This is a genomic window from Paracoccus methylarcula, from assembly GCF_003007735.2.
In the GTDB taxonomy this organism is placed as follows: domain Bacteria; phylum Pseudomonadota; class Alphaproteobacteria; order Rhodobacterales; family Rhodobacteraceae; genus Paracoccus; species Paracoccus methylarcula.
Map to the genome: position 1 here is coordinate 105763 of NZ_PXNQ02000004.1, position 19805 is coordinate 125567.

Annotated in this window: 25 protein-coding genes; 14 read left to right on the forward strand and 11 right to left on the reverse strand. The window is 64.2% G+C overall.

Annotated features, from left to right (window positions below; all coding sequences use genetic code 11):
• Positions 1-18: 18 nt before the first annotated feature.
• Positions 19-615 carry a COG3650 family protein gene (locus tag A7A09_RS07890; protein WP_106690882.1) on the forward strand — a complete coding sequence of 199 codons (597 nt, stop codon included), beginning with the start codon at positions 19-21 and terminating at the stop codon, positions 613-615.
• 104 nt (positions 616-719) lie between these two features.
• Here the strand turns inward: A7A09_RS07890 and dapB are convergent, their stop codons facing one another.
• A complete protein-coding gene (dapB, locus tag A7A09_RS07895) occupies positions 720-1553 on the reverse strand; it encodes a 4-hydroxy-tetrahydrodipicolinate reductase (RefSeq protein ID WP_106690883.1) in 834 nt (277 codons plus the stop codon).
• Positions 1554-1623: 70 nt separating this feature from the next.
• On the opposite strand from dapB, the gene rbfA reads away from it, so the two are divergent.
• Genes rbfA through truB form a run of 3 tightly spaced genes read left to right on the forward strand, consistent with a single transcriptional unit; the run spans position 1624 to position 3731 of the window.
• Entirely contained in the window at positions 1624-2037 is a 414-nt protein-coding gene (rbfA, locus tag A7A09_RS07900) for a 30S ribosome-binding factor RbfA (protein ID WP_106690884.1), read from the forward strand.
• A complete protein-coding gene (locus tag A7A09_RS07905; protein ID WP_106690885.1) occupies positions 2027-2785 on the forward strand; it encodes a phosphodiester glycosidase family protein in 759 nt (252 codons plus the stop codon). Before rbfA ends, A7A09_RS07905 begins: the two co-directional genes overlap by 11 nt.
• A gap of 52 nt (positions 2786-2837) precedes the next feature.
• Complete coding sequence (truB, locus tag A7A09_RS07910) at positions 2838-3731, forward strand: tRNA pseudouridine(55) synthase TruB (protein ID WP_106690886.1); 894 nt, start codon at positions 2838-2840, stop codon at positions 3729-3731.
• A gap of 194 nt (positions 3732-3925) precedes the next feature.
• Here truB and A7A09_RS07915 read toward each other — a convergent pair whose 3' ends face one another.
• The 3 genes from A7A09_RS07915 to A7A09_RS07925 all read right to left on the reverse strand — a co-directional run bounded on the left by A7A09_RS07915 (position 3926) and on the right by A7A09_RS07925 (position 6560).
• On the reverse strand, positions 3926-4747 hold the full coding sequence (locus A7A09_RS07915; RefSeq protein WP_106690887.1) for a C40 family peptidase: 822 nt from the start codon (positions 4745-4747) through the stop codon (positions 3926-3928).
• The gene (locus A7A09_RS07920) at positions 4744-6120 is read right to left on the reverse strand and encodes a leucyl aminopeptidase family protein (protein ID WP_106690888.1); all 1377 of its coding nucleotides are present in this window, start codon (positions 6118-6120) and stop codon (positions 4744-4746) included. Before A7A09_RS07920 ends, A7A09_RS07915 begins: the two co-directional genes overlap by 4 nt.
• A 62-nt stretch (positions 6121-6182) precedes the next feature.
• A complete protein-coding gene (locus tag A7A09_RS07925) occupies positions 6183-6560 on the reverse strand; it encodes a hypothetical protein (RefSeq protein WP_106691061.1) in 378 nt (125 codons plus the stop codon).
• 428 nt (positions 6561-6988) lie between these two features.
• Between A7A09_RS07925 and A7A09_RS07935 the strand changes: the two genes are divergently transcribed.
• On the forward strand, positions 6989-7636 hold the full coding sequence (locus A7A09_RS07935) for a carbonic anhydrase (protein WP_106690890.1): 648 nt from the start codon (positions 6989-6991) through the stop codon (positions 7634-7636).
• A 126-nt stretch (positions 7637-7762) separates the two neighbouring features.
• On the opposite strand, the gene A7A09_RS07940 is transcribed toward A7A09_RS07935, so the two are convergent.
• On the reverse strand, positions 7763-8362 hold the full coding sequence (locus tag A7A09_RS07940; RefSeq protein ID WP_106690891.1) for a DedA family protein: 600 nt from the start codon (positions 8360-8362) through the stop codon (positions 7763-7765).
• Between the two features lie 10 nt (positions 8363-8372).
• Complete coding sequence (locus A7A09_RS07945; protein ID WP_106690892.1) at positions 8373-9395, reverse strand: aspartate-semialdehyde dehydrogenase; 1023 nt, start codon at positions 9393-9395, stop codon at positions 8373-8375.
• 163 nt (positions 9396-9558) lie between these two features.
• On the opposite strand from A7A09_RS07945, the gene A7A09_RS07950 reads away from it, so the two are divergent.
• From A7A09_RS07950 to A7A09_RS07975, 6 genes are all read left to right on the forward strand, one after another.
• Positions 9559-10026 carry an SspB family protein gene (locus A7A09_RS07950; protein ID WP_106690893.1) on the forward strand — a complete coding sequence of 156 codons (468 nt, stop codon included), beginning with the start codon at positions 9559-9561 and terminating at the stop codon, positions 10024-10026.
• Positions 10027-10090: 64 nt separating this feature from the next.
• Positions 10091-10642, forward strand: coding sequence for a class I SAM-dependent methyltransferase (locus tag A7A09_RS07955; protein WP_106690894.1), 552 nt, complete (start codon positions 10091-10093; stop codon positions 10640-10642).
• 90 nt (positions 10643-10732) lie between these two features.
• Positions 10733-12127: a class II fumarate hydratase gene (fumC, locus tag A7A09_RS07960; RefSeq protein ID WP_106690895.1), complete on the forward strand. Its 1395-nt coding sequence runs from the start codon at positions 10733-10735 to the stop codon at positions 12125-12127.
• Positions 12124-12507: a VOC family protein gene (locus A7A09_RS07965; RefSeq protein ID WP_106690896.1), complete on the forward strand. Its 384-nt coding sequence runs from the start codon at positions 12124-12126 to the stop codon at positions 12505-12507. The genes fumC and A7A09_RS07965 overlap by 4 nt, the downstream gene beginning before the upstream one ends.
• On the forward strand, positions 12504-12680 hold the full coding sequence (locus A7A09_RS07970) for a DUF4169 family protein (RefSeq protein ID WP_106690897.1): 177 nt from the start codon (positions 12504-12506) through the stop codon (positions 12678-12680). Before A7A09_RS07965 ends, A7A09_RS07970 begins: the two co-directional genes overlap by 4 nt.
• A complete protein-coding gene (locus A7A09_RS07975; protein ID WP_245999222.1) occupies positions 12655-12912 on the forward strand; it encodes a ribbon-helix-helix domain-containing protein in 258 nt (85 codons plus the stop codon). Before A7A09_RS07970 ends, A7A09_RS07975 begins: the two co-directional genes overlap by 26 nt.
• 78 nt (positions 12913-12990) lie before the next feature.
• On the opposite strand, the gene A7A09_RS07980 is transcribed toward A7A09_RS07975, so the two are convergent.
• On the reverse strand, positions 12991-13185 hold the full coding sequence (locus A7A09_RS07980; RefSeq protein WP_106691062.1) for a DUF1127 domain-containing protein: 195 nt from the start codon (positions 13183-13185) through the stop codon (positions 12991-12993).
• Positions 13186-13381: 196 nt separating this feature from the next.
• A complete protein-coding gene (locus tag A7A09_RS07985) occupies positions 13382-14101 on the reverse strand; it encodes a 16S rRNA (uracil(1498)-N(3))-methyltransferase (protein ID WP_106690899.1) in 720 nt (239 codons plus the stop codon).
• 14 nt (positions 14102-14115) lie between these two features.
• Here A7A09_RS07985 and ubiA point away from each other — a divergent pair, with 14 nt between their 5' ends.
• The gene (ubiA, locus tag A7A09_RS07990; protein ID WP_106690900.1) at positions 14116-15054 is read left to right on the forward strand and encodes a 4-hydroxybenzoate octaprenyltransferase; all 939 of its coding nucleotides are present in this window, start codon (positions 14116-14118) and stop codon (positions 15052-15054) included.
• Positions 15055-15076: 22 nt separating this feature from the next.
• Here the strand turns inward: ubiA and A7A09_RS21390 are convergent, their stop codons facing one another.
• Positions 15077-15223, reverse strand: coding sequence for a hypothetical protein (locus A7A09_RS21390; RefSeq protein WP_245999223.1), 147 nt, complete (start codon positions 15221-15223; stop codon positions 15077-15079).
• On the opposite strand from A7A09_RS21390, the gene A7A09_RS07995 reads away from it, so the two are divergent.
• Together A7A09_RS07995 and A7A09_RS08000 are read left to right on the forward strand one after the other, a co-directional pair.
• Positions 15222-17288 carry an OmpA family protein gene (locus A7A09_RS07995; protein WP_245999224.1) on the forward strand — a complete coding sequence of 689 codons (2067 nt, stop codon included), beginning with the start codon at positions 15222-15224 and terminating at the stop codon, positions 17286-17288. The two genes, A7A09_RS21390 and A7A09_RS07995, sit on opposite strands and share 2 nt — an antisense overlap.
• Positions 17285-17614: a hypothetical protein gene (locus A7A09_RS08000; RefSeq protein WP_106690902.1), complete on the forward strand. Its 330-nt coding sequence runs from the start codon at positions 17285-17287 to the stop codon at positions 17612-17614. The genes A7A09_RS07995 and A7A09_RS08000 overlap by 4 nt, the downstream gene beginning before the upstream one ends.
• 85 nt (positions 17615-17699) lie before the next feature.
• Here the strand turns inward: A7A09_RS08000 and A7A09_RS08005 are convergent, their stop codons facing one another.
• A complete protein-coding gene (locus A7A09_RS08005; protein WP_106690903.1) occupies positions 17700-18881 on the reverse strand; it encodes an amino acid aminotransferase in 1182 nt (393 codons plus the stop codon).
• Complete coding sequence (gene sseA / locus A7A09_RS08010) at positions 18881-19735, reverse strand: 3-mercaptopyruvate sulfurtransferase (protein WP_106690904.1); 855 nt, start codon at positions 19733-19735, stop codon at positions 18881-18883. The genes A7A09_RS08005 and sseA overlap by 1 nt, the downstream gene beginning before the upstream one ends.
• Positions 19736-19805 lie beyond the last annotated feature (70 nt).

Genomic DNA, 19805 nt, shown 5'->3' on the forward strand with positions numbered 1-19805 from the left:
ATTGATGGGGAGCATGGGATGCTACGCATTACCATTCTGTTGATGATGCTGGCCGGCCCGGCCCTTGCGACGCAGGAATATATCCTGCCAACGCTGTTTGACGTGACGAAGGTGGCGACAGATGACGTGCTGAATATCCGCGCGCAGCCCAATGCCGGAGCCGAGATCATCGGCACGCTGGCTCCGGATGCGACGGAGATCGAGGTGGTCGAAGAGACCGGGGGCTGGGGTCGGGTGAATAATGGCGAGGCCTCGGGATGGGTTTCCATGGCCTATCTCGCCTATCGGGTCGATGTCTGGGAGGATGACAAACTGCCTGACGGGTTCCGTTGTTTCGGGACCGAGCCATTCTGGGGGCTGGAACGACAGGCCGATCAGTTGCTTTTGAGCCGTCCCGACATGGAGGACGACGCGCGGCCGATTCAGGCAGTGCTGGGAACCGGGGTATTCCGCGATCCGATGCGGGCGGTCGTGGCCGAGGGGATCACGGTGACCTCGACGCGGGCCATCTGTTCGGACGGAATGTCGGACCGGCTTTTCGGGCTTGAGGCGCATGTGATCCTGCATGGCGACAAGCCGGCGATGCTGTCAGGCTGTTGTTCGATCCAGCCGTGATCGTCGGGCTTTCGCGTCCCGCGAAGGCTGGGGCTCTGCCCCAGACCCCGGGATACTTGCATGAAGAAGAAGGGAATGGCTTGCCTGGATCATTCGCGAAGGAGCTAACCTAACCCCAGCACATCCGCCATGTCGTATTCGCCCGGCCCCTTGTCCTGCCCCCACAGGGCGGCGCGGATGGCGCCGCGGGCGAACAAGGCGCGGTCGGTGGCGAGATGGCGAAGCACGATACGCTCACCCGCCCCGGCAAAGATCACGTCATGCTCGCCGACCACGTCTCCGCCGCGAATGGCGGAAAAGCCGATACTGCCTGTTTCGCGCACACCGGTGATGCCCTCGCGCGCGGGAACCCGCAGATCGGCCAGCCTGGCGCCGCGCCCCTCGGCGGCGGCCTCGCCCAGCATCAGGGCAGTGCCCGAGGGAGCGTCGACCTTGTGACGGTGATGCGCCTCGACCACCTCGATATCCCAGTCCTCGCCCAGGGCGGCGGCGACCTTGCGGGTCAGGCCGAGCAGCAGGTTGACGCCAAGGCTCATATTGCCCGCGCGGATGATCGGCGCGTGGCGGGCGGCGGCCTTCAGATGCGCGAGATCGGATTCCTCCAGTCCGGTCGTGCCGATCACATGCACGGCGCGGGCCTGTGCGGTCAGCTCGGCAAAGGCCACCGTCGCCGCCGGAGAGGTAAAGTCGATCACCGCCTGCGCCCGCGCGATCTCTGTCACCGCATCGTCGCTGACCGTTACGCCGACTGCAGCCCCGCCCATCGCCTCGCCGATATCGCGGCCGACCCAATCATGCCCCGGACGTTCCAGTGCGCCGACCAACCTGGCCTGATCGCTTTCCAGAAGCAGCCGGATCAGCATCTGCCCCATCCGGCCCGATGCGCCCGTCACCACGATTCCCGGCAACCCGCTTTCTACCTGTTGGCTATCAATCATCTGTCACCCCCACGCTTTCCTGCGTCATATCCCGTTGCTTTGCCATTCGCGACCCCCTACATCGGGACGCATGGCACAGAACCGCTTTTCTCATGGTAAGGGCCCGTCACAGCGGCAGCTGCGCGTGGGCGAATTGATCCGGCGCACTCTTTCCGACGTGCTTTTGCGCGCGGATGTGCATGACCCGGATCTGAACCGGCATTCGATCACCGTGGGCGAGGTACGCACCTCGCCCGATCTGAAGGTGGCGACGGCCTTCGTGCTGCCCCTGGGCGGGCAGGAGGCAGAGGAGGCGCTGGAGGCGCTGCGCCGCAATGCGCCCGAACTGCGTCACCTGATCGCCAAGGAGATGACGCTGAAATATGCGCCGCAACTGCGGTTCCAACTGGACGAGACCTTTGATCGCATGGACGATACGCGCCGCCTCTTTGCCGATGAGCGCGTCCGCCGCGATGTCGAGGCCCCGGATGACGATGAAGCCTGACCTGCGGCGCCGGCTTGGCGTTGCAGCGGGAATGGTGCTGGCGATGGCCCTGCCCGCCGCTGCCGCCGAATGCGGCAAGATGAGCCATGACGGCAATGGCTATGTCGTCTGCGAGGTCCCGGCAGAGCAGGAACCCGCGCTGAAGCTGTGGCAGGACGGGGCGGATGGCAAGCCGCTGCGCAATTTCGGCAATGTCCGCAAGACGCTTGGCGCGGGCGAAAGCCTGTCCTTCGCGATGAATGCCGGGATGTTTCATCCCGATTATCGCCCCGTCGGCTTGCTGATCGTCGATGGCAAGGAATTGTCGCCCATCACCACGGCGGCGGGTGGCGGCAATTTCGGGATGCTGCCGAATGGGGTATTCTGCACCGGCGGGACGCGGCCGTTCCAGGTGATCGAAAGCCGCGCCTTTGCCAAGGTCCGGCCCGATTGCCGATTGGCCACGCAATCGGGGCCGATGCTGGTGATCGATGGCGATCTGCATCCGCGTTTCCTGGTCGATTCGGACAGCCGCTATGTCCGCAACGGCGTGGGAGTCTCTCCCGACGGGCAAAAGGCATGGTTCGTGATCTCGGACCGGCCGGTGACCTTCCACGAATTCGGGCGGTTGTTCCGCGATGGGCTGGGCGTGCGCGATGCGCTCTATTTCGACGGCTCGATCTCGCGGCTTTACGCGCCGGCGGTGAACCGGGCCGATTTTGGGCGCAGTCTAGGACCGATCATCGGACTGGTGGAAAGCGCCGGTTGACGGGCTGGGCGCCCGGGGCTATGCCCTCGGCCTTCCAATTCGCGAGGTTCCGATGGCACGAAAGAAGGGCCGCAACATCAATGGCTGGCTGATCGTGGACAAGCCCGCGGGCGTGACCTCGACTTCGGTCGTGAACAAGCTGCGTTGGGCGCTGGACGCGAAAAAGGCGGGCCATGCGGGCACGCTGGACCCGGATGCGACGGGGGTTCTGGCAGTGGCCCTGGGCGAGGCGACCAAGACCGTCAGCTATATCACCGACGCACTGAAATGCTATGATTTCACCGTGAACTGGGGCGCGGAAACGACCACCGACGATGCATCGGGGGAAGTGGTCCGGCGCTCGGATAGCCGCCCGGAACCGGCGCAGATAGAGGCGGCGCTGGCGGGTTTCACGGGCGAGATCATGCAGGTTCCTCCTGCCTATTCGGCGGTGAAAGTGGATGGTGAGCGCGCCTATGACCTGGCGCGCGAGGGCGAGGAGGTCGAACTGACCGCCCGTCCGCTCTGGGTCGAGAGCCTGTCGCTGATCGAGACGGATGGCGATACCGCGCGACTGGAAATGGTCTGCGGCAAGGGCGGCTACGTGCGATCCATTGCCCGGGACCTGGGGCGCGAACTGGGCTGCCTCGGCCATGTCGCCGGGCTGCGCCGGATCTGGTCCGGACCGTTCGATGTCGAGGACGGCGTGGCGTTCGAGCGTATCGACCGCGAGGCGCAGGCATGGCTGGAAGAGCGGCTTCTGCCACTGGAAGCCGCGCTTGAGGATATGCCGATGCTGCGGGCCACACCAGACGGCGCGCGGCGGATCCGAAATGGCAATCCGGGCGAGGTGACGGGCACCGCCGAATGGGGGCAGGCGATTTGGGTCAGCGACGCCGAGGGACCCGTCTGCATCGGGCGCTACCAGGGCGGCACGGTCCAGCCCGAGCGGGTCTTCAACCTGTAGATCACAGCGGGAACAACCGCCCTTGGCTCAGCCCTTCTTCTTCATGCGAAATATCCCGGGGAGTCGCGCGTAGCGCGACGGGGCAGAGCCCCGGCCATCGCGGAACGCATCCCCGGCACTTCATTCAGAACCCGGCGAACCCCGATTCCGACGGGCGGCACCGATGCGCGTGGCGGACCCGTTTCAACAAGCCGTCACCCTCCGGGTCTGCGAATGCCCAGGAACGGCCCGTCGCTTGCCGCGTCTATCCGGGCGATGGCGTCGGGGATGTTTTCCCGGATCACCGCCATTTTCCATGCGGTGGCGTGGATCATCAGATCCGCCGATACGGCCAGCGCGACATGGCCCGGCCAGAACAGCAGGTCTCCACGCCGGATCTGTTCCGCTTCGGGAAAAGCGTCGCGTTGCAGGTCGCTGTCTCCGGGACAGGGGATACCGCAAGCGGTCAGTGCGATCTGCACCAGTGCCGAGCAATCCAGCCCCGAACGGCTGTTCCCGCCCCAAAGATAGGGCGTGCCCAACAGGGTCTCGGCGAGTTCGACCGGATCACGGACAGGTCGGTCGTCGATATGCTGGAGAGGCACGTAACCGCCGGTGACAAGGCGGGCGAAGCGCCCCTCGGTCCCCTCGACCGCCAGCCGCGCGCCGATGGAAAGCATACAGATCTCGGGCTGCTTCATGTCGGCGGCAGGGTAGAGATGGGTCGCTGGCGCCGTCACGCGATGGGTGATCGGCGGCAATTCGGGGCTAAGGGTTTCCTCGGGCAGCCATCCGCAATAGCCGTCAAGCGCGGCCTGCACGAAGGCCCATCCGTCGCGACGTTCGATTACGGTCAAGTCGGCGCCGAAAATCACCTGCCGGTCGCGATGACCATCGGGCGCGCTCATCAGATCGGCAAGCGGGACAGCCATCCGCGCAGGCTCTCCGGCCGTGTATTCCGGGCGGTCGAGCTTGCCGCGCAGGCTGTCGAGCGCGACCCGCTCGGTCGCGGGGGTCAGGCGGCGGTCATGGTTCATTTCAGCAGATCGGGTAAAGCGGCAAGGATGGCGCGCGCGCCCTGACCGACGCCGCCCCTGGGGCGTCCGGGCGCAGCGGTGGGTTGCCAGCCATAGATATCCATATGGACATAACGCCCCGCACCTTCGGCAAAGCGGCGCAGGAACAGCGCGGCGGTGATCGAACCGGCCATGCCGCCCGATGGCGCATTGTCCAGATCGGCGATGGCGGGTTCGATCATCGTCTCGTAAGGCTCCCAGAAGGGCATGCGCCACAGCGGATCGCCCGTTGTCATGGAGGCCGCCGAGATCGCCTGCGCGGTGGCGTCGTCATCGCAGTAGAAGGGCGGGATGTCGGGGCCAAGCGCCACCCGCGCCGCGCCGGTCAGCGTTGCCATCGAGATCATCAGGTCGGGATTTTCCTCGGCTCCCAGGGTCAGCGCATCGGCCAGCACCAGCCGCCCCTCGGCATCGGTATTGTTCACCTCGACGCTCAGCCCCTTGCGGCTGCCCAGCACGTCGCCGGGGCGGAAGGCGTTGCCCGCGATGCTGTTCTCGACCGCCGGAATCAGAACGCGCAGCCGCAAGCCCTGCGCCGCCCCGGTTCCCGCCAGCATCTTCAGCAGGCCCAGAACGGTTGCCGCGCCGCCCATGTCCTTTTTCATCAAGCCCATCGAGGCGGGCGGCTTGATGTCCAGCCCGCCGGTGTCGAAGCAGACGCCCTTGCCGACCAGCGTCAGCATCGGTCCGCTTTCCCCAAGGCGGATATCGATCAGGCGGGGTGCCTGCTCGGCCGCGCGGCCGACCGCATGGATCATCGGAAGGTTGGATTTCAGCAAGGCATCGCCGGTGGTCACCTCGACGCTGGCGCCGATCTCGTTGGCCAGCTTGCGGGCGGCGGCTTCAAGCTGTTTCGGGCCCATGTCACTGGCCGGGGTATTGATCAGGTCGCGGGTCAGGAATTCGCCCGCGGCGATGGCAAGTATCCGGTCTGCGTCCACATTCTCGGGGCAGGTGAGGCGCGTTTCCTTCGGGGGGCTGCCCTTGTAGCGGGTGAAGCGGTATTGCCCCAGAAGCCAGCCAAGCGCCGCCTCTTCCGCGTTGAAACCGTCGGGAAGATCCATCAGGTGCCAATCGCCCTTGGGCAGCGAGGTGGCGGCACGCGCGAAGGCAAAGCGTTCGCGACGGGCGCGGGCCGGATCGCCAAGCCCGAACAGGGCCCCGGACAAGCCGCCATCCGCTGCGGGCAAGAGGCAGATTTCCCCGGCCTTGCCGGTGAAACCGCAGGCGGCGGGCCAGTCTCCCGCCGCTGCCTCGGGCGGGATCCCGGCGTCTTTCGCAACCGGCCATATCGGCAGGGCCTGGTCCGATGAGGGGGCGAATTCGAGCGGCATGGCGGGTTCCTTCGTCGATTGACGGCCAGACTACATGCTGGTGAACTCTTCGCAAGATGGGCTCAGCCCAAGCCGCTGTTTTCCCGCATCCTGGCAAACGAGCTGTCGCCCACCCTCATCAACCGGGCGCGAACTGCGGCGAGGGCCATGGGGTCGCGTTGTTCGATGCAATTCCCGAGATTCTGGGCGACGGCCGCCAGCGACGGCAGGCCGATTTGCCATGCCATCCGTGCCAGGGCCTCCGCATGCGTTACGGCATTCGCAAAATCTTCACGGCTCAATGCCTTGTCGGTTGCCGCCAGGGCCGCCGCAAGCTGTTCGAGCGTCAGCCCGATGACGTTCCGGGCGGTTCGTTCGCCCAGCTCGTTGACGATATCCGCCATGCGCCGCTTGTCGAAGCGGACGGGTTCGGACAAGGGCAGCGCCCTGACATATGCCATGCTGGCATCTCCAAGATGTTCCAGACCCTTCCCGGCCTCCTTCGAGCCATTTCGGGGTTCGGTGACGACAGGAACACCGCGCCGCGATGGATGCGGATATCGCGATGATTGCCGCATGTGAATGCCATGGAAAGCTTAAGGAAGACGTTGCGATGAAACGGAAATTTGGTTGTAATTGTAGATATCCGGTTTCCCGGGAAGCTTGAGGGGCAAGGGCGGATCAACCCGCCATGCAGGGGGCCATGCGCGGGCATCCGCAAGTCACGGCGGAAAACCCGGCAATCCCGGTCACGAATTGCCCTATTGCGCCGGTCTGTCGCAGGTTCCCGATGGTGCCGCTCACGGGAAAGCAACTCATGGCGTGATAATTCCTCTCGAATTCCGTTAGAATGATGTTTATCGAGCGGAAAACTTGCGAGAGGTCAGCCATGCACAATGTTCGCCCCCTGCCGCAATATCTGGTCAGCCGCTATCACGGCTGGAAAGCCACCGCCTATGCCGAAAACAGCGCATGGTACCGGCGATTGGCCGAAGACGGCCAGAGGCCGCGGGCGATGGTGATTTCCTGCTGCGATTCGCGGGTGCATGTCACAAGCATCTTCGGCGCCGATTCGGGAGAGTTCTTCATCCACCGCAATATCGCCAACCTGGTGCCGCCCCATGCGCCGGACGGGCAGCAGCACGGCACCTCGGCGGCGGTCGAATATGCCGTCGCGGCGCTGCGGGTGGCGCATCTCATCGTTGTGGGGCACACGAGTTGCGGCGGGGTGGCCGGGTGCCACGCGATGTGCTCGGGGCAAGCTCCCGAACTGGAAGAGAAGTCCAGCTTCGTTGGCCGCTGGATGGATATCCTGCGCCCGGGTTACGAACGGGTGAAGGACCTGCCCGAAGATCAGCAGGTCAGCGCGCTGGAGCGCGAGGCGGTGCTGGTCTCGATCGGGAACCTGATGACATTCCCCTTCGTGGAATCCGCCGTCACAAGCGGGGAATTGTCATTGCACGGCCTTGTCCATGACATCCGCGAAGGCACCTTGTGGCAAGCCGAAGACGGCGGAAGGCGCTGGATAGCGGTCTGACGCCACGCCGGTCGTGGCGGATGCCTGCGGCGGCGGCTTGTCATCGGTTCGGCGCCGCCCGTTTCGTCAGACGCAGGTTTCGTGAAGCGGTGCGAATGGCAAACCCCGGGTTGCACCCGAGGCGGATCAGCGATCCGGCCGCCACCGGATCACCCGCCAGAGGTAACCGGCGACCAGCGCGGCGGCGATGACGGTCGAAACCGGGTTCAGCCATGCGCCGACCTGCTGGTAGCGTGCTCCCAGCCAATATCCGGCCAGGGCAAGCATGCTGCACCAGAGAATGCTTCCGAGGGCCGAGAACAGGATGAAGCGGGGCATGAACATCCGCGCAAGCCCCGCCGGAACCGAGATCAGCGTGCGGACAGTCGGGAACAGGCGGCCGAGGAAGACCGCCGAACGCCCGTGACGGTCGAACCACCGTTGTGCCCGTTCCAGTTCGGCCGGGGTCATCGTCAGCCAGCGGCCATGGCGTTCGATCATGCGGCGCAGCCGGTCGGCACCGTAAGCCCGGCCCAGGAGATACCATAGCCACACCCCGGCGAGCGAACCGGCGGTTCCGGCGAGGATGACGAGGAACAGGGCCGGTCCGCCGCGTGCCGCGCCGAAACCCGCAAGTGGCATGATCAGTTCCGAGGGAATCGGCGGAAAGACGTTCTCCAAAAGCATGAGGGCGGCGATGGCCAATGCCCCGCCGCCCTCGATGAAGCTGGTGATCCAGTCGAACACCTGTCGGGTCTCAGCCCTTCTTGAGAATGCGATTGCCCAGCAACTCGGCTATCTGCACGGCATTCAGCGCCGCGCCCTTGCGCAGGTTGTCGCTGACGCACCAGAGGTTGAGCCCGTTCTCGATGGTGGAATCCTGGCGGATGCGGCTGATGAAGGTCGCGAAATCGCCCACGCATTCGACCGGCGTGGTATAGCCGCCCGGCTCGCGCTTATCGACCACCAGGATGCCCGGAGCCTCGCGCAGGATGTCGCGGGCCTCGTCCTCGTCCAGGAAATCCTCGAACTCGATATTGATCGCCTCGGCATGGCCGACAAAGACCGGCACCCGCACGCAGGTCGCGGTGACCTTGATCGCGGTATCGACGATCTTCTTGGTCTCGACGACCATCTTCCATTCTTCCTTGGTCGAGCCGTCTTCCATGAAGACATCGATCTGCGGAATCACGTTGAAGGCGATCTGCTTCTGGAACTTACTGGGCGCGACCTCTTGCCCAGGCACATACATGCCCTTGGTCTGGTCCCACAGCTCGTCCATGCCTTCCTTGCCCGCGCCGCTGACCGACTGATAGGTCGAGACGACGACGCGCTTGATCCGGGCGCGGTCATGCAGCGGTTTGAGCGCCACCACCATCTGCGCCGTCGAGCAGTTCGGATTGGCGATGATGTTCTTTTTCGCATAGCCTTCGATCGCGTCGGGGTTCACCTCGGGCACGATCAGCGGAATGTCGGGGTCGTAGCGATAGAGTGACGAGTTGTCGATCACCACGCAGCCCGCCTTGGCGGCGATGGGCGCATATTTCCTGGTGGCGTCCGAGCCGATGGCGAACAGCGCGATATCCCAACCGGTGAAATCGAACTGCTCGATATCCGTAATCTTCAGGGTCCTGTCGCCAAAGCTGACTTCGGTGCCTTGCGAACGGCGCGAGGCGAGGACGGCAATTTCATCCACCGGGAACTGGCGCTCGGCCAGGATGTTCAGCATTTCGCGGCCCACATTTCCCGTGGCGCCGGCAACAACGACTTTGTAGCCCATCGGGGCCTCCTTTCCTACGGTCGCTGGCGTTTAACGCAGGCACTCGCCGGATGGAAGGGGGCGCGAGGACAGGGGGCATTGATTGTCGTGCGGTTGTGCGAATAGGCCCCTTTTCATCGACGGTCATTTGCCTATGCTGACCCTGTCGAAGAAGGAAGGCTGAATGACCCGGTCCGAAATTGATTACGGTGGAATGATGCATCGCGCGATGCAGGGCTTGATCGCGGATGTCCTGCGTGACGTGGCCGAGCACGGCCTGCCTGGCGAGCATCATTTCTTCATCACTTTCGATACCCGCGAAGATGGCGTCGAGATGGCCGACTGGCTGCGCGAACGCTATCCTGAGGAAATGACCATCGTCATCCAGCACTGGTTCGAGAACCTGATCATCGACGAAGAGGGTTTCAACATCACGCTCAATTTCGGCAATTCGCCCGAGCCGATGCGTGTGCCCTTCGATGCATTGCGGACCTTTGTCGATCCATCGGTGGAATTCGGCCTGCGCTTCGAGACCCAGGACAGCGACGAGGACGAACCGGACGAGGACGACGGGCCGGATCACGAGGACGACGGGCCGGATGATCCTCCGGGCGGCGGCGAAGTCGTGCAGCTCGACCGTTGGCGCAAATAACCCGTCACACGCCTGTCACCTGCCTGCAATAAGCCGGGATTCGGCATAATTGCAGGAGATCGCCATGTCGGATTTGCCGCTGTTTCTTGGCCAGTTCATCCGCCGTCCATCCGAAATTCGTTCCGTTATTCCCACCGGCCGGGCCACCGCCCGCGAGATGGCGCGCCTTGTCTCGCCCGATATGCGCGCCGTGGCCGAGATCGGTGCCGGAACCGGCACGGTAACCCGGTCGATCCTGGCCCGCGGCCTGCCGCCCGAACGGCTGGATCTCTACGAGTTGAACGCGGCCTTTTGCGACCGGCTGCGGTCCCGCTTTCCGGGAACTCGTGTTCACAACCATCCCGCGCAGGAGATGGCCAATCGCGCCGGTGAGCCCTTTGATGCGGTCATCTCGGGCGTGCCGACCTTGCCGATGCCGGACGAATTGCAGGCCGCGATCGTCGGTGCCGCGCTGTCGGTGATGCGCCCCGGCGCGCCCTTCGTGCAGATCACCTATGGCCCATTGCCTCCGCTTTCCGAGGCGACCCGCCGCCGTTTCGGGCTGAGCCATGAACGCAGCCGACGCATCTGGGCGAATCTGCCGCCCGCACGGGTCTATGTGTTCCGGCAGGAATAAAGACCTCGTTCAGCATACAATGGCATGCCGATTGCTTATCGCTGCCGCGGGGGCTAAAAACGCCGCGAAACCGCGAGGGAGCCATTCACCATGACCAAGACCCGCACCGAAACCGACAGCTTCGGCCCGTTGGAGGTTGACGCCTCGAAATACTGGGGGGCGCAGACGCAGCGCTCGATCCTGAATTTCCCCATCGGGTGGGAGCGTCAGCCGGTCGCGATCATCCGCGCATTGGGGGCGATCAAGCTGGCGGCGGCGCGGATCAACATGGCCGAGGGCAGGCTGGACGAACGGATCGGCCGCGCGATGGAGCAGGCCGCGACCGAGGTGTTCGAGGGCAAGTTCGACGACAATTTCCCGCTGGTCGTGTGGCAAACAGGTTCGGGCACGCAGTCGAACATGAATGCCAATGAGGTGATCTCGAACCGCGCCATCGAGATTCTTGGCGGCGAGAAGGGATCGAAAGACCCTGTTCACCCGAACGATCACTGCAACATGGGGCAGTCCTCGAACGACACGTTCCCGACCGCGATGCATGTGGGCATCGGCATGATGGCGCGCGATGTGCTGCTGCCGGGGCTGGAAAAACTGCACGAGGCGCTGGTCGCCAAGTCGCAGGAATTCAAGGATATCATCAAGATCGGCCGCACCCATACGCAGGACGCCACGCCCCTGACGCTTGGGCAGGAATTCGGCGGCTATGCCCATCAGGTGAAGATGGGGATCGAGCGCGTCAAGCTGGCCCTGCCGCATATCTATGAACTGGCGCAGGGCGGCACGGCGGTCGGCACCGGGCTGAACACCAAGAAGGGTTGGGACACGGCCATCGCGGCCGAGATCGCGAAGATCACCGATCTGCCCTTCGTCACCGCGCCGAACAAGTTCGAGGCGCTGGCGGGCCATGACGCGATGGTGTTCTTTTCGGGCGCGCTCAAGACCGTGGCGGCATCGCTGTTCAAGATTGCCAATGACATCCGCCTGCTCGGCTCCGGCCCCCGCTCGGGTCTGGGCGAGTTGATCCTGCCCGAGAACGAGCCGGGATCGTCGATCATGCCCGGCAAGGTCAACCCGACCCAGGCCGAGGCGCTGACCATGGTCTGCGCCCATGTGATGGGCAACGATGCCGCGGTGGGTTTTGCCGGCAGCCAGGGGCATTTCGAACTGAACGTCTATAACCCGATGATGTCCTATAACGTGCTGCAATCCATGCAGCTTCTGGGTGATGCGGCAGGTTCCTTCACCGATAACATGGTGGTGGGAACCAAGGCCAATACCGCGCGGATCGAGAAACTGATGAAGGAATCGCTGATGCTGGTGACGGCGCTGGCGCCGACCATCGGCTATGACAACGCGACCAAGGTGGCCAAGACCGCGCACAAAAACGGCACCACCTTGCGCGAAGAAGCCATCGCGCTTCGTTTCGTGGATGGCGAGACCTTTGACCGGATCGTCCGGCCGGAGGACATGATCGGACCCAAGGAATGATTGCGGCGACCCTACAACTGATGTTCCAGGGTGAGTTGGCGGATGCCATCTCGCTCTGGTCCCGCGCCTTTCCCGATATGGTGATCAAGGAATTGTCGGGAGAGGGTGAACCCCGCCGTGTTCAGGTTACCGTTGCCGGGCAGACGTTGTTCCTCTTCGACAGCCCGATGACGCATGATTTCACCTTTACCCCGGCGATCTCGCTGGTCATCGCTTGTGACCGGGCAGAGGATGTGGACCGGCTGGCCGGGATATTGGGAGAGGGTGGGCAGGTTTTCATGCCGCTTGACGCCTATCCCTTCTCGCCTCGTTTTACATGGGTGGCGGATCGCTTCGGGGTCAGTTGGCAGCTCATGCAGCAGCCCGAGGGGGCGGCGTGACCAGGCCGGTCAACCTGCGACAGGCCCGCAAGCAGCGGGCCCGCGATGAAAAGCGCGCGCAGGGCGATGCCAACGCCGCCAAATACGGCGAGGCGAAACATGCCCGCGCGGCGCGCCGGGCCGAGGATGAGCGGACCGGACGGGCGCATGAGGCCCATAAGCGCGATGATTGATCTGCCGCCGATGACCCCACCGCTCAAGCACTCGGTCACGATCGAGGGGCATCGGACATCGGTTTCGCTGGAGGACGCGTTCTGGCGCGCCCTGGGGCAAGAGGCGGACCGGCTTGGCATGACGCGGGCAACGCTTATCGGCCAGATCGACCGCAATCGCCCCTCGGGGATCGGGCTTGCCACCGCGCTGCGGCTGTTCGTCCTGTCCGAGATGCAAAAGAGAAACGATTAAGGCCGGTTCTGTCGTCCAGGCATGAAAAAACCCCCGCGAGCTCATGCATCCGGGGGTTCGTTCATCTGATGGCTTGGCTCAGAGGCCGCGCGCAATCCGCTCGATGTCGCCGCGGTTCAGGCCGATATCGTCCAGTTCGCGGTCCGACAGGCGGCTCAGTTCGCGGCGGGTCTGGCGCGTGTCATTCCACGACCCGATCAGCGAAGCGAGATTTGCGACGACACTGCCAAGACCCCCAACTGCAAAGCTGCGGTTCGTTTCGATGGCGGACATCATATCACCTGTTTTCATATTGCCCGATCAATGGGCAGGTTTCGGATAAACCGGAGATAGATTGTGCAGCCGCAGAATTGTAGGCGCAGAATCGGCAAAGCCGCTATGCGATTTTTGCAGGCTAATTAAAGCCTAACGGAATGCTGCATTGCAGCGATACTTGGAGTGATCCGGATAATTTTCGGGCAATGCCCGATCAACTCCAATCGCCCAGCTCCGCCTGCCACAAAGTCATTGCCGCTACGGCAGCCGTGTCTGCACGCAGGATCCGTGGGCCGAGACTGATTCGCGTGACGAAGGGCAGGGCTGCGATGCGGGATCGTTCAGCCTCGGAAAAACCGCCTTCGGGTCCGATCAGGATAGCCCATGGACCGGGGGGTAGTCCCGCAAGGGTCTGTGCCGGACCCGCCATGGCCTCATCCGCCCAGATGATCCGGCGGGTTTCGTCCCAACCGTCCAGCAGTCGGGCCAGCGGCACGAGATCGTCCACGCCTGGCACATAGGTGCCGCCGCATTGCTCGGCCGCCTCGACGGCATGGGCTTGCAGACGATCCTGCCGGATACGTTCGGAATTGGTGAAATCGGTCTGAACGGGCAGGATCCGGGCCGCACCCAGTTCCGCCGCCTTCTCGACGATGAAATCGGTGCGGGCCTTCTTGATCGGCGCGAATAGCAGCCAGAGATCGGGCGGGTCGCGCTGCGGTGCGGTTTGCTCCAGCAGTTCAAGGCTGCCGCCACGTTTGCCCGCCTCGGCAATGCTTGCCGACCATTCCCCGTCGCGGCCGTTGAAGACCGATATGACCTCTCCGGCGCGCAGCCGCATGACGCCCGACAGGTAATGCGCCTGCGGGGCTTCCAGCGTGACGGGTTGTCCCGTGGCCAGGGGGTGATCTATAAACAGTCTTATCTTCGCCATGACAGGCAGACGCTATGCAAAGCCAGACGAAAAAGCCAGACACCGTCGCGGATGCGCCCAAGGGAAATTGGGTTGACCGATACGCGCCAGAAACATGGCGGGCCTGGCTGCATCTGAGCCGGGCCGACCGGCCCATCGGGACATGGCTGTTGCTGCTGCCCTGCTGGTGGGGAATAGGGCTGGCGATGATGGCGGATGCGCCCGCTTGGCGCGATCTGTGGATCGCGGTGGCCTGCGGGCTTGGCGCGCTGGTGATGCGCGGGGCGGGCTGCACATGGAACGACATTACCGACCGGGATATCGACGCCAAGGTTGCCCGCACGAGATCGCGACCCCTGCCCTCGGGGCGGGTGACGCTGCGCGGGGCCTATCTGTGGCTGATTGCCCAGGGGCTGGTGGGCTTCGTGATCCTGCTGACATTGGGGAAGGCGGCGATCTGGATGGGGATAGCCTCGCTGGCTCTGGTGGCGATCTATCCCTTTGCCAAGCGGTTCACATGGTGGCCGCAGATTTTCCTTGGCCTCGCCTTCAACTGGGGGGTGATGCTGGCCTACGCGGCGCATATGGGGCGGCTTGACCTCGCCCCTGTGATCGCGTGGCTCGCGGGCATCGCCTGGACGATCTTTTACGACACCATCTATGCCCATCAGGATGTCGAGGATGATGCGCTGATCGGGGTCAAGTCCACCGCCCGATTGTTCGGCGAGAACAGTCCGCGCATCCTCGCCGGGTTTGCCCTGCTGGCGGTCCTGCTTCTGGCGGTCGCGATCTCACTCACGGGTCGCAATCTGTTGATAGGCTGGATCGGATTGGCCGGCTTTGCGGGCCATCTGTTCTGGCAGCTGCGAAATTTCCAACCGGATCAGAACAATATCTGCCTGCGCCTGTTCCGGTCGAACCGTGATGCAGGTCTTGTGCTGGCAATTTTCCTCGCTTTGGCGGGGCTTGCATGATTGCGCCGGGCCGAGGGCGCGGCTAGACCGATCCGGCCTGCAACAATCGTGAGGTGCCGTTCATGGCGTCGTCCCGCAAACGCGTATCCAGTTCCTTGATGACACTTGTCGTTTTGGCTGGAATCGGTGGATTGAGCTGGTTCGGTGCGCGTGAGGCGGCGGATTTCATGGAACGGCGCTCCGAGGCCCAGGTGCGGAGCGTTCTGGCCGATGCGGGGCAGGACTGGGTCGGAGTTCGAAGTGACGGGCTGCAGGTGCTGCTGTCGGGAACCGCGCCAAGCGAAGTGGAGCGGTTCCGTGCCATGACGCAGGCCGGGACCGTGGTCGATTCCAGCAGGATCGTCGATGACATGACCGTGGCGGCCGTTGACGCGGCACTTCCTCCGGCGTTCAAGGTGGAATTGCTGCGCAATGACGAGGGGATCTCGCTGATCGGGCTGGTTCCCGCTTCGACCGACCGGGCGGCACTGGTCGAAACCCTGCAGAACGAGACCGCCGCCCCGAAAGTTGCCGATCTGTTGGAAAACGCCGATTATCCGGCGCCCGAGAACTGGGACGCGGCGATCACCTATGGCTTGCGGGCAGCGCAATTGACGCCACATGCGAAGATCTCGATCGCGGCGGGTGCGGTGAGCATCGAGGCGCTCGCCGAGAGCAGGGCCGAGAAAGGCCGGCTGGAGATGGAACTGAACCGCTCGCTGCCCGCTTCGGTAAAACTTGAGACGAATATCTCCGCGCCGCGCCCGGTCATGGCACCCTTCACTCTGCGTTTCATGATCGACGAGCAGGGTGCGCGCTTCGACGCATGCGCAGCCGATCACGAAGAGGGTCGCGAACGCATCCTTGCGGCTGCCATGCGGGCCGGGGTCAAGGGAACGCCCGGCTGTGCCCTGGCGCTTGGCGCACCTGCGCCGGAATGGGCGGATGCGGCGGTTGCCGTGATCGGAGCGGTTGCCGCGTTGCAACAGGGCACCGTGACCATTTCTGATGCCGATATCGCGTTGACGGTGCCTGCGGGGGTGGAACGATCCGATTTCGACAAGGTGGTTGCCAATCTCGAACGGGCATTGCCGGCGGTCTTCTCGTTGAATGCCCATCTGGAAGAGGCCTCCGATGCCCCGGCGGGACCGGCCGAGTTCGTCGCGACCATGTCGGCGGGGCGCGAGATGGCGATGCGCGGCCGCATTACCGACCAGCAGATGCGCGAGGCGGTCGATAGTTTCGCGCGGGCAAGATTCGCATCCGTCCAGGACAGTCTGCGCAGCGACGGGAATACACCCGGCGGTTGGACGGTGAGGGTGATCGCGGGGCTAGAGGCGCTTGACGGGCTGGAAAAGGGCTCGGTCAAGGTTTCCCCCGAGACGATAGAGCTTTCGGGGGATTCGGGTGATCCGCGTGCGGCGGAACATGCCGCTGCCGCGTTGTCGAAACGTCTTGGTGCCGGTGCCAAGTACCAGCTTTCGATCCGATATGACCGCCGGCTCGATCCGGCCCTGGCGCTGCCTGACGGCAAGGAATGCGTAAACCGGTTGAATATCATCATGTCCGAGGCGGCGATCGGCTTCGAGCCGAACAGGTCGACCATCGCGGGCGACCCCACCGAAACCCTGGATCGCCTGGCGAAGGTCATGGGCGATTGCGCCGATTTCCAGATCGAGGCCGGTGGCCATACCGATTCGCAGGGCTCGGAAGGCTTCAACGCGGACCTGTCGCGGTCCCGCGCCCAGGCCCTGGTCCGCGCCATGTCCGATGCGGGGATCGATGTGACGAACATGACCTCGCGCGGCTATGGTGAAAGCCAGCCCATCGCCAGCAACGACACCGAGGAAGGCCGCGAGGAAAACCGCCGGATCGAATTCCGCCTGATCTCCGAACAACCTGTCCGCAGCGAACCCTTGCCCGCGCCGGTGACCGTCGAGGGCACGACAGGTGAAGTGCCGGAGCCCGATCCGGATGTCGAGATACATATGCAAACCGAAGAGGCACCGGAAGCCGAGGAAGAGATGGCCGGTCCGGATTTGCCGCCGGCGAAGATGAACCCGGGCGCCGCTCCGGCAACGGTTGGCGCCAGCGAAGAGTTCCAGGCACTGGACGAACGCGAAGAAAATATTAGGCTGCCGGTTCAGACGCCCGATGACGGCACCCCTCGTCCCGCGCCACGCCCCGGCACGGCCGAAGGCGGAGGGGAAAGCGGTGACGGCAATATTGAACAAAGTGAAGCCACCGAAGAATGAACCGTACCGAATTCATCGCCGCCACGGCAGTTATCCTGTTCACAACCTTTGTGGTGGGCTGGCTTGTCGGTTTGATTGTCCAGCGCCTGACGCGTCCGACAAGGGCGGGCATGACCGAACTGGACCGCATGGCCCAGCAGCTTCACGAAGCCGAGGACGAGCGGGATATGGCCGTGGCGCGGCTGGAGGGGCGCGAGGCGGAACTGATGGGCAAGCTCGCGTCCGCCGATGCGGATCTGCAGGCGACGATGGACGCGCTTCGCATCAGCCGTGCCGAGATCGAGGAATTGCGGGACTATATCGAGAAAAAGCTGGTGCAGCGCTGATTGCATCGGTGGTGGGGGCTGTCCGCCCCCACCCAGCCCATCCGGGCTGGGTTCCCCCGAAGATATTTGGGCAAAGAAGAAGCGGTCAGATTCCGGCGTCGATGATGGCGCGGGCAAGGACCGGCACGGTGTCGCGGTTCAGCCCGGCAATATTCAGGCGCGAATCGCCGACCATGTAGATCGCCGCATCGGTCTTGAGCTTGCTCACCTGTTCGGGCGTGGCGCCGAGACGCGAGAACATGCCGCGATGCCGGGCGATGAAGTCGAAGCGGTCGCTGCCCGACAGGTCGCGCAGTTCCGAGGCGAGCTGTTCGCGAAGGGCCAGCATGCCGTTCCGGACATCCTCCAGTTCCGATGCCCAATCGGCGCGCAGCCCCTCGTCGGTCAGGATGGTGCTGACGATGCGGGCACCGTGATCGGGCGGGAAGGAATAGGTCTGCCGGTTCAGGAAGGCGAGGGAGCCCTGGCTCAGATCGCGGGCGGAATTGTTTTCGGCAAGCGCCATCAGGATGCCGGTCCGTTCGCGGTAGATGCCGAAATTCTTCGAGCATGACGCCGCGATCAGCACCTCGGGCAGGCGCGTCGCCAGCAGGCGGGTGGCGGCGGCATCGGCATCCAGCCCGTCGCCGAAACCCTGATAGGCAAGGTCGATCAAGGGCACTGCCCCGGATTTTTCCAGGATCGCGGCGACTTCCTCCCATTGCTCCGCCGTCAGGTTGGCGCCGGTCGGGTTGTGGCAGCAGCCATGCAGCAGCACCACGTCGCCCTTTCCGGCCCTGGCGATATCCTCTTTCATCGCCTCGAAAGCGACGCCGCGGGAGTCGTTGTCGAAATACCGGTATTCGACAAAGGGCAGACCCATGAATTTCATGATCGACAGATGGTTGGGCCATGTCGGATCCGAGACATGGACGGTCACGCCGGGATTGGCCAACCGTGCCAGTTCCAGCGCCTGGCGGACAGCGCCGGTGCCGCCAACCGTGGCCAACGAGGCGAGTCGGTCGGACGGCACCTCGCCCAGCACCATCTGCGCCATGGCGTTGCGGAATTCCGGCTCGCCGGCAAGGCCGGTATAGGCCTTGGTGGTTTGCGCCTCCCAGATCCGCTGCTCGGCGGTCTTGACCGCGCGCATGACCGGGGTCACGCCTTCGGGGTTCCTGTAGACCCCGACGCCCAGGTCGATCTTGCCCTGGCGCGTGTCGGCCTTGTATTCCTCGATCAGCATCAGGATCTTGTCGGCGGCTTGCGGTTTCAGATCTGTCAGCATCAGGCGTCTCCGGTTGCGATTTCGAGGTCGGGAAAACTGCCCCACTCGGTCCAGCTTCCGTCGTAGAGCGAATGGTTGCGGTGGCCGATCCGCTCCAGCGCGAGGCTGAGGACCGCCGCGGTCACGCCGCTGCCGCAACTGGTGATGGCGGGTTTCGACAGGTCCACCCCGGCTGCTTCGAATGCGGCGCGAAGGGCATCGGGGGACTTCATCGTGCCGTCCTTGTTCAGCAGATGGCCGAAGGGCAGGTTCCTCGCGCCCGGAATATGGCCGGCCCGCAGGCCGGGGCGCGGCTCGTCGGCCTCGCCGCGGAAACGTTCCGGGGCACGCGCGTCGATGATCTCGTGATCGCCCAGCTTCGAGGCAGCGGCGACCTGTGTCACGTCGCGCACCAGCCCCGCCTGACGCTGCACGGTGATGTGACGGTCGCGCAAGACCGGCGGCATGTCCTCGACCGGGCGGCCCTCGGCCTGCCATTTGGCGAAGCCGCCATCCAGCACCGCCACGTCGGTCTTGCCCATCAGGCGGAAAGTCCACCAGAGACGGGCGGCGCTGCGGACATCGGAATTGTCATAGACCACCACCTGGTGGCCGTCACCCACGCCCATCGCCCTCATCCGGCTGATGAACATCTCGACCGGAGGGGCCATATGCGGCAGGGCGCTGCGCTTGTCGGAAATCTCGTCGAGGTCGAAGAAGCGTGCGCCGGGGATATGCGCGGCGTCATATTCGGCGCGGGCATCGCGGCCAGTTGCGGGCATATGCCAGCTTGCGTCGATCACCCGCAGATCGGGATCGTTCAGATGCTTGCCCAGCCATTCGGTGGAAACCAGCGTTTTCGGATCGTCCTGCATCCGCACCCCCCTTGTCGGTACTGGCCCGATTTACAGGCGGAAGGGGCAGGCTGCAATGGCGGGATTGATC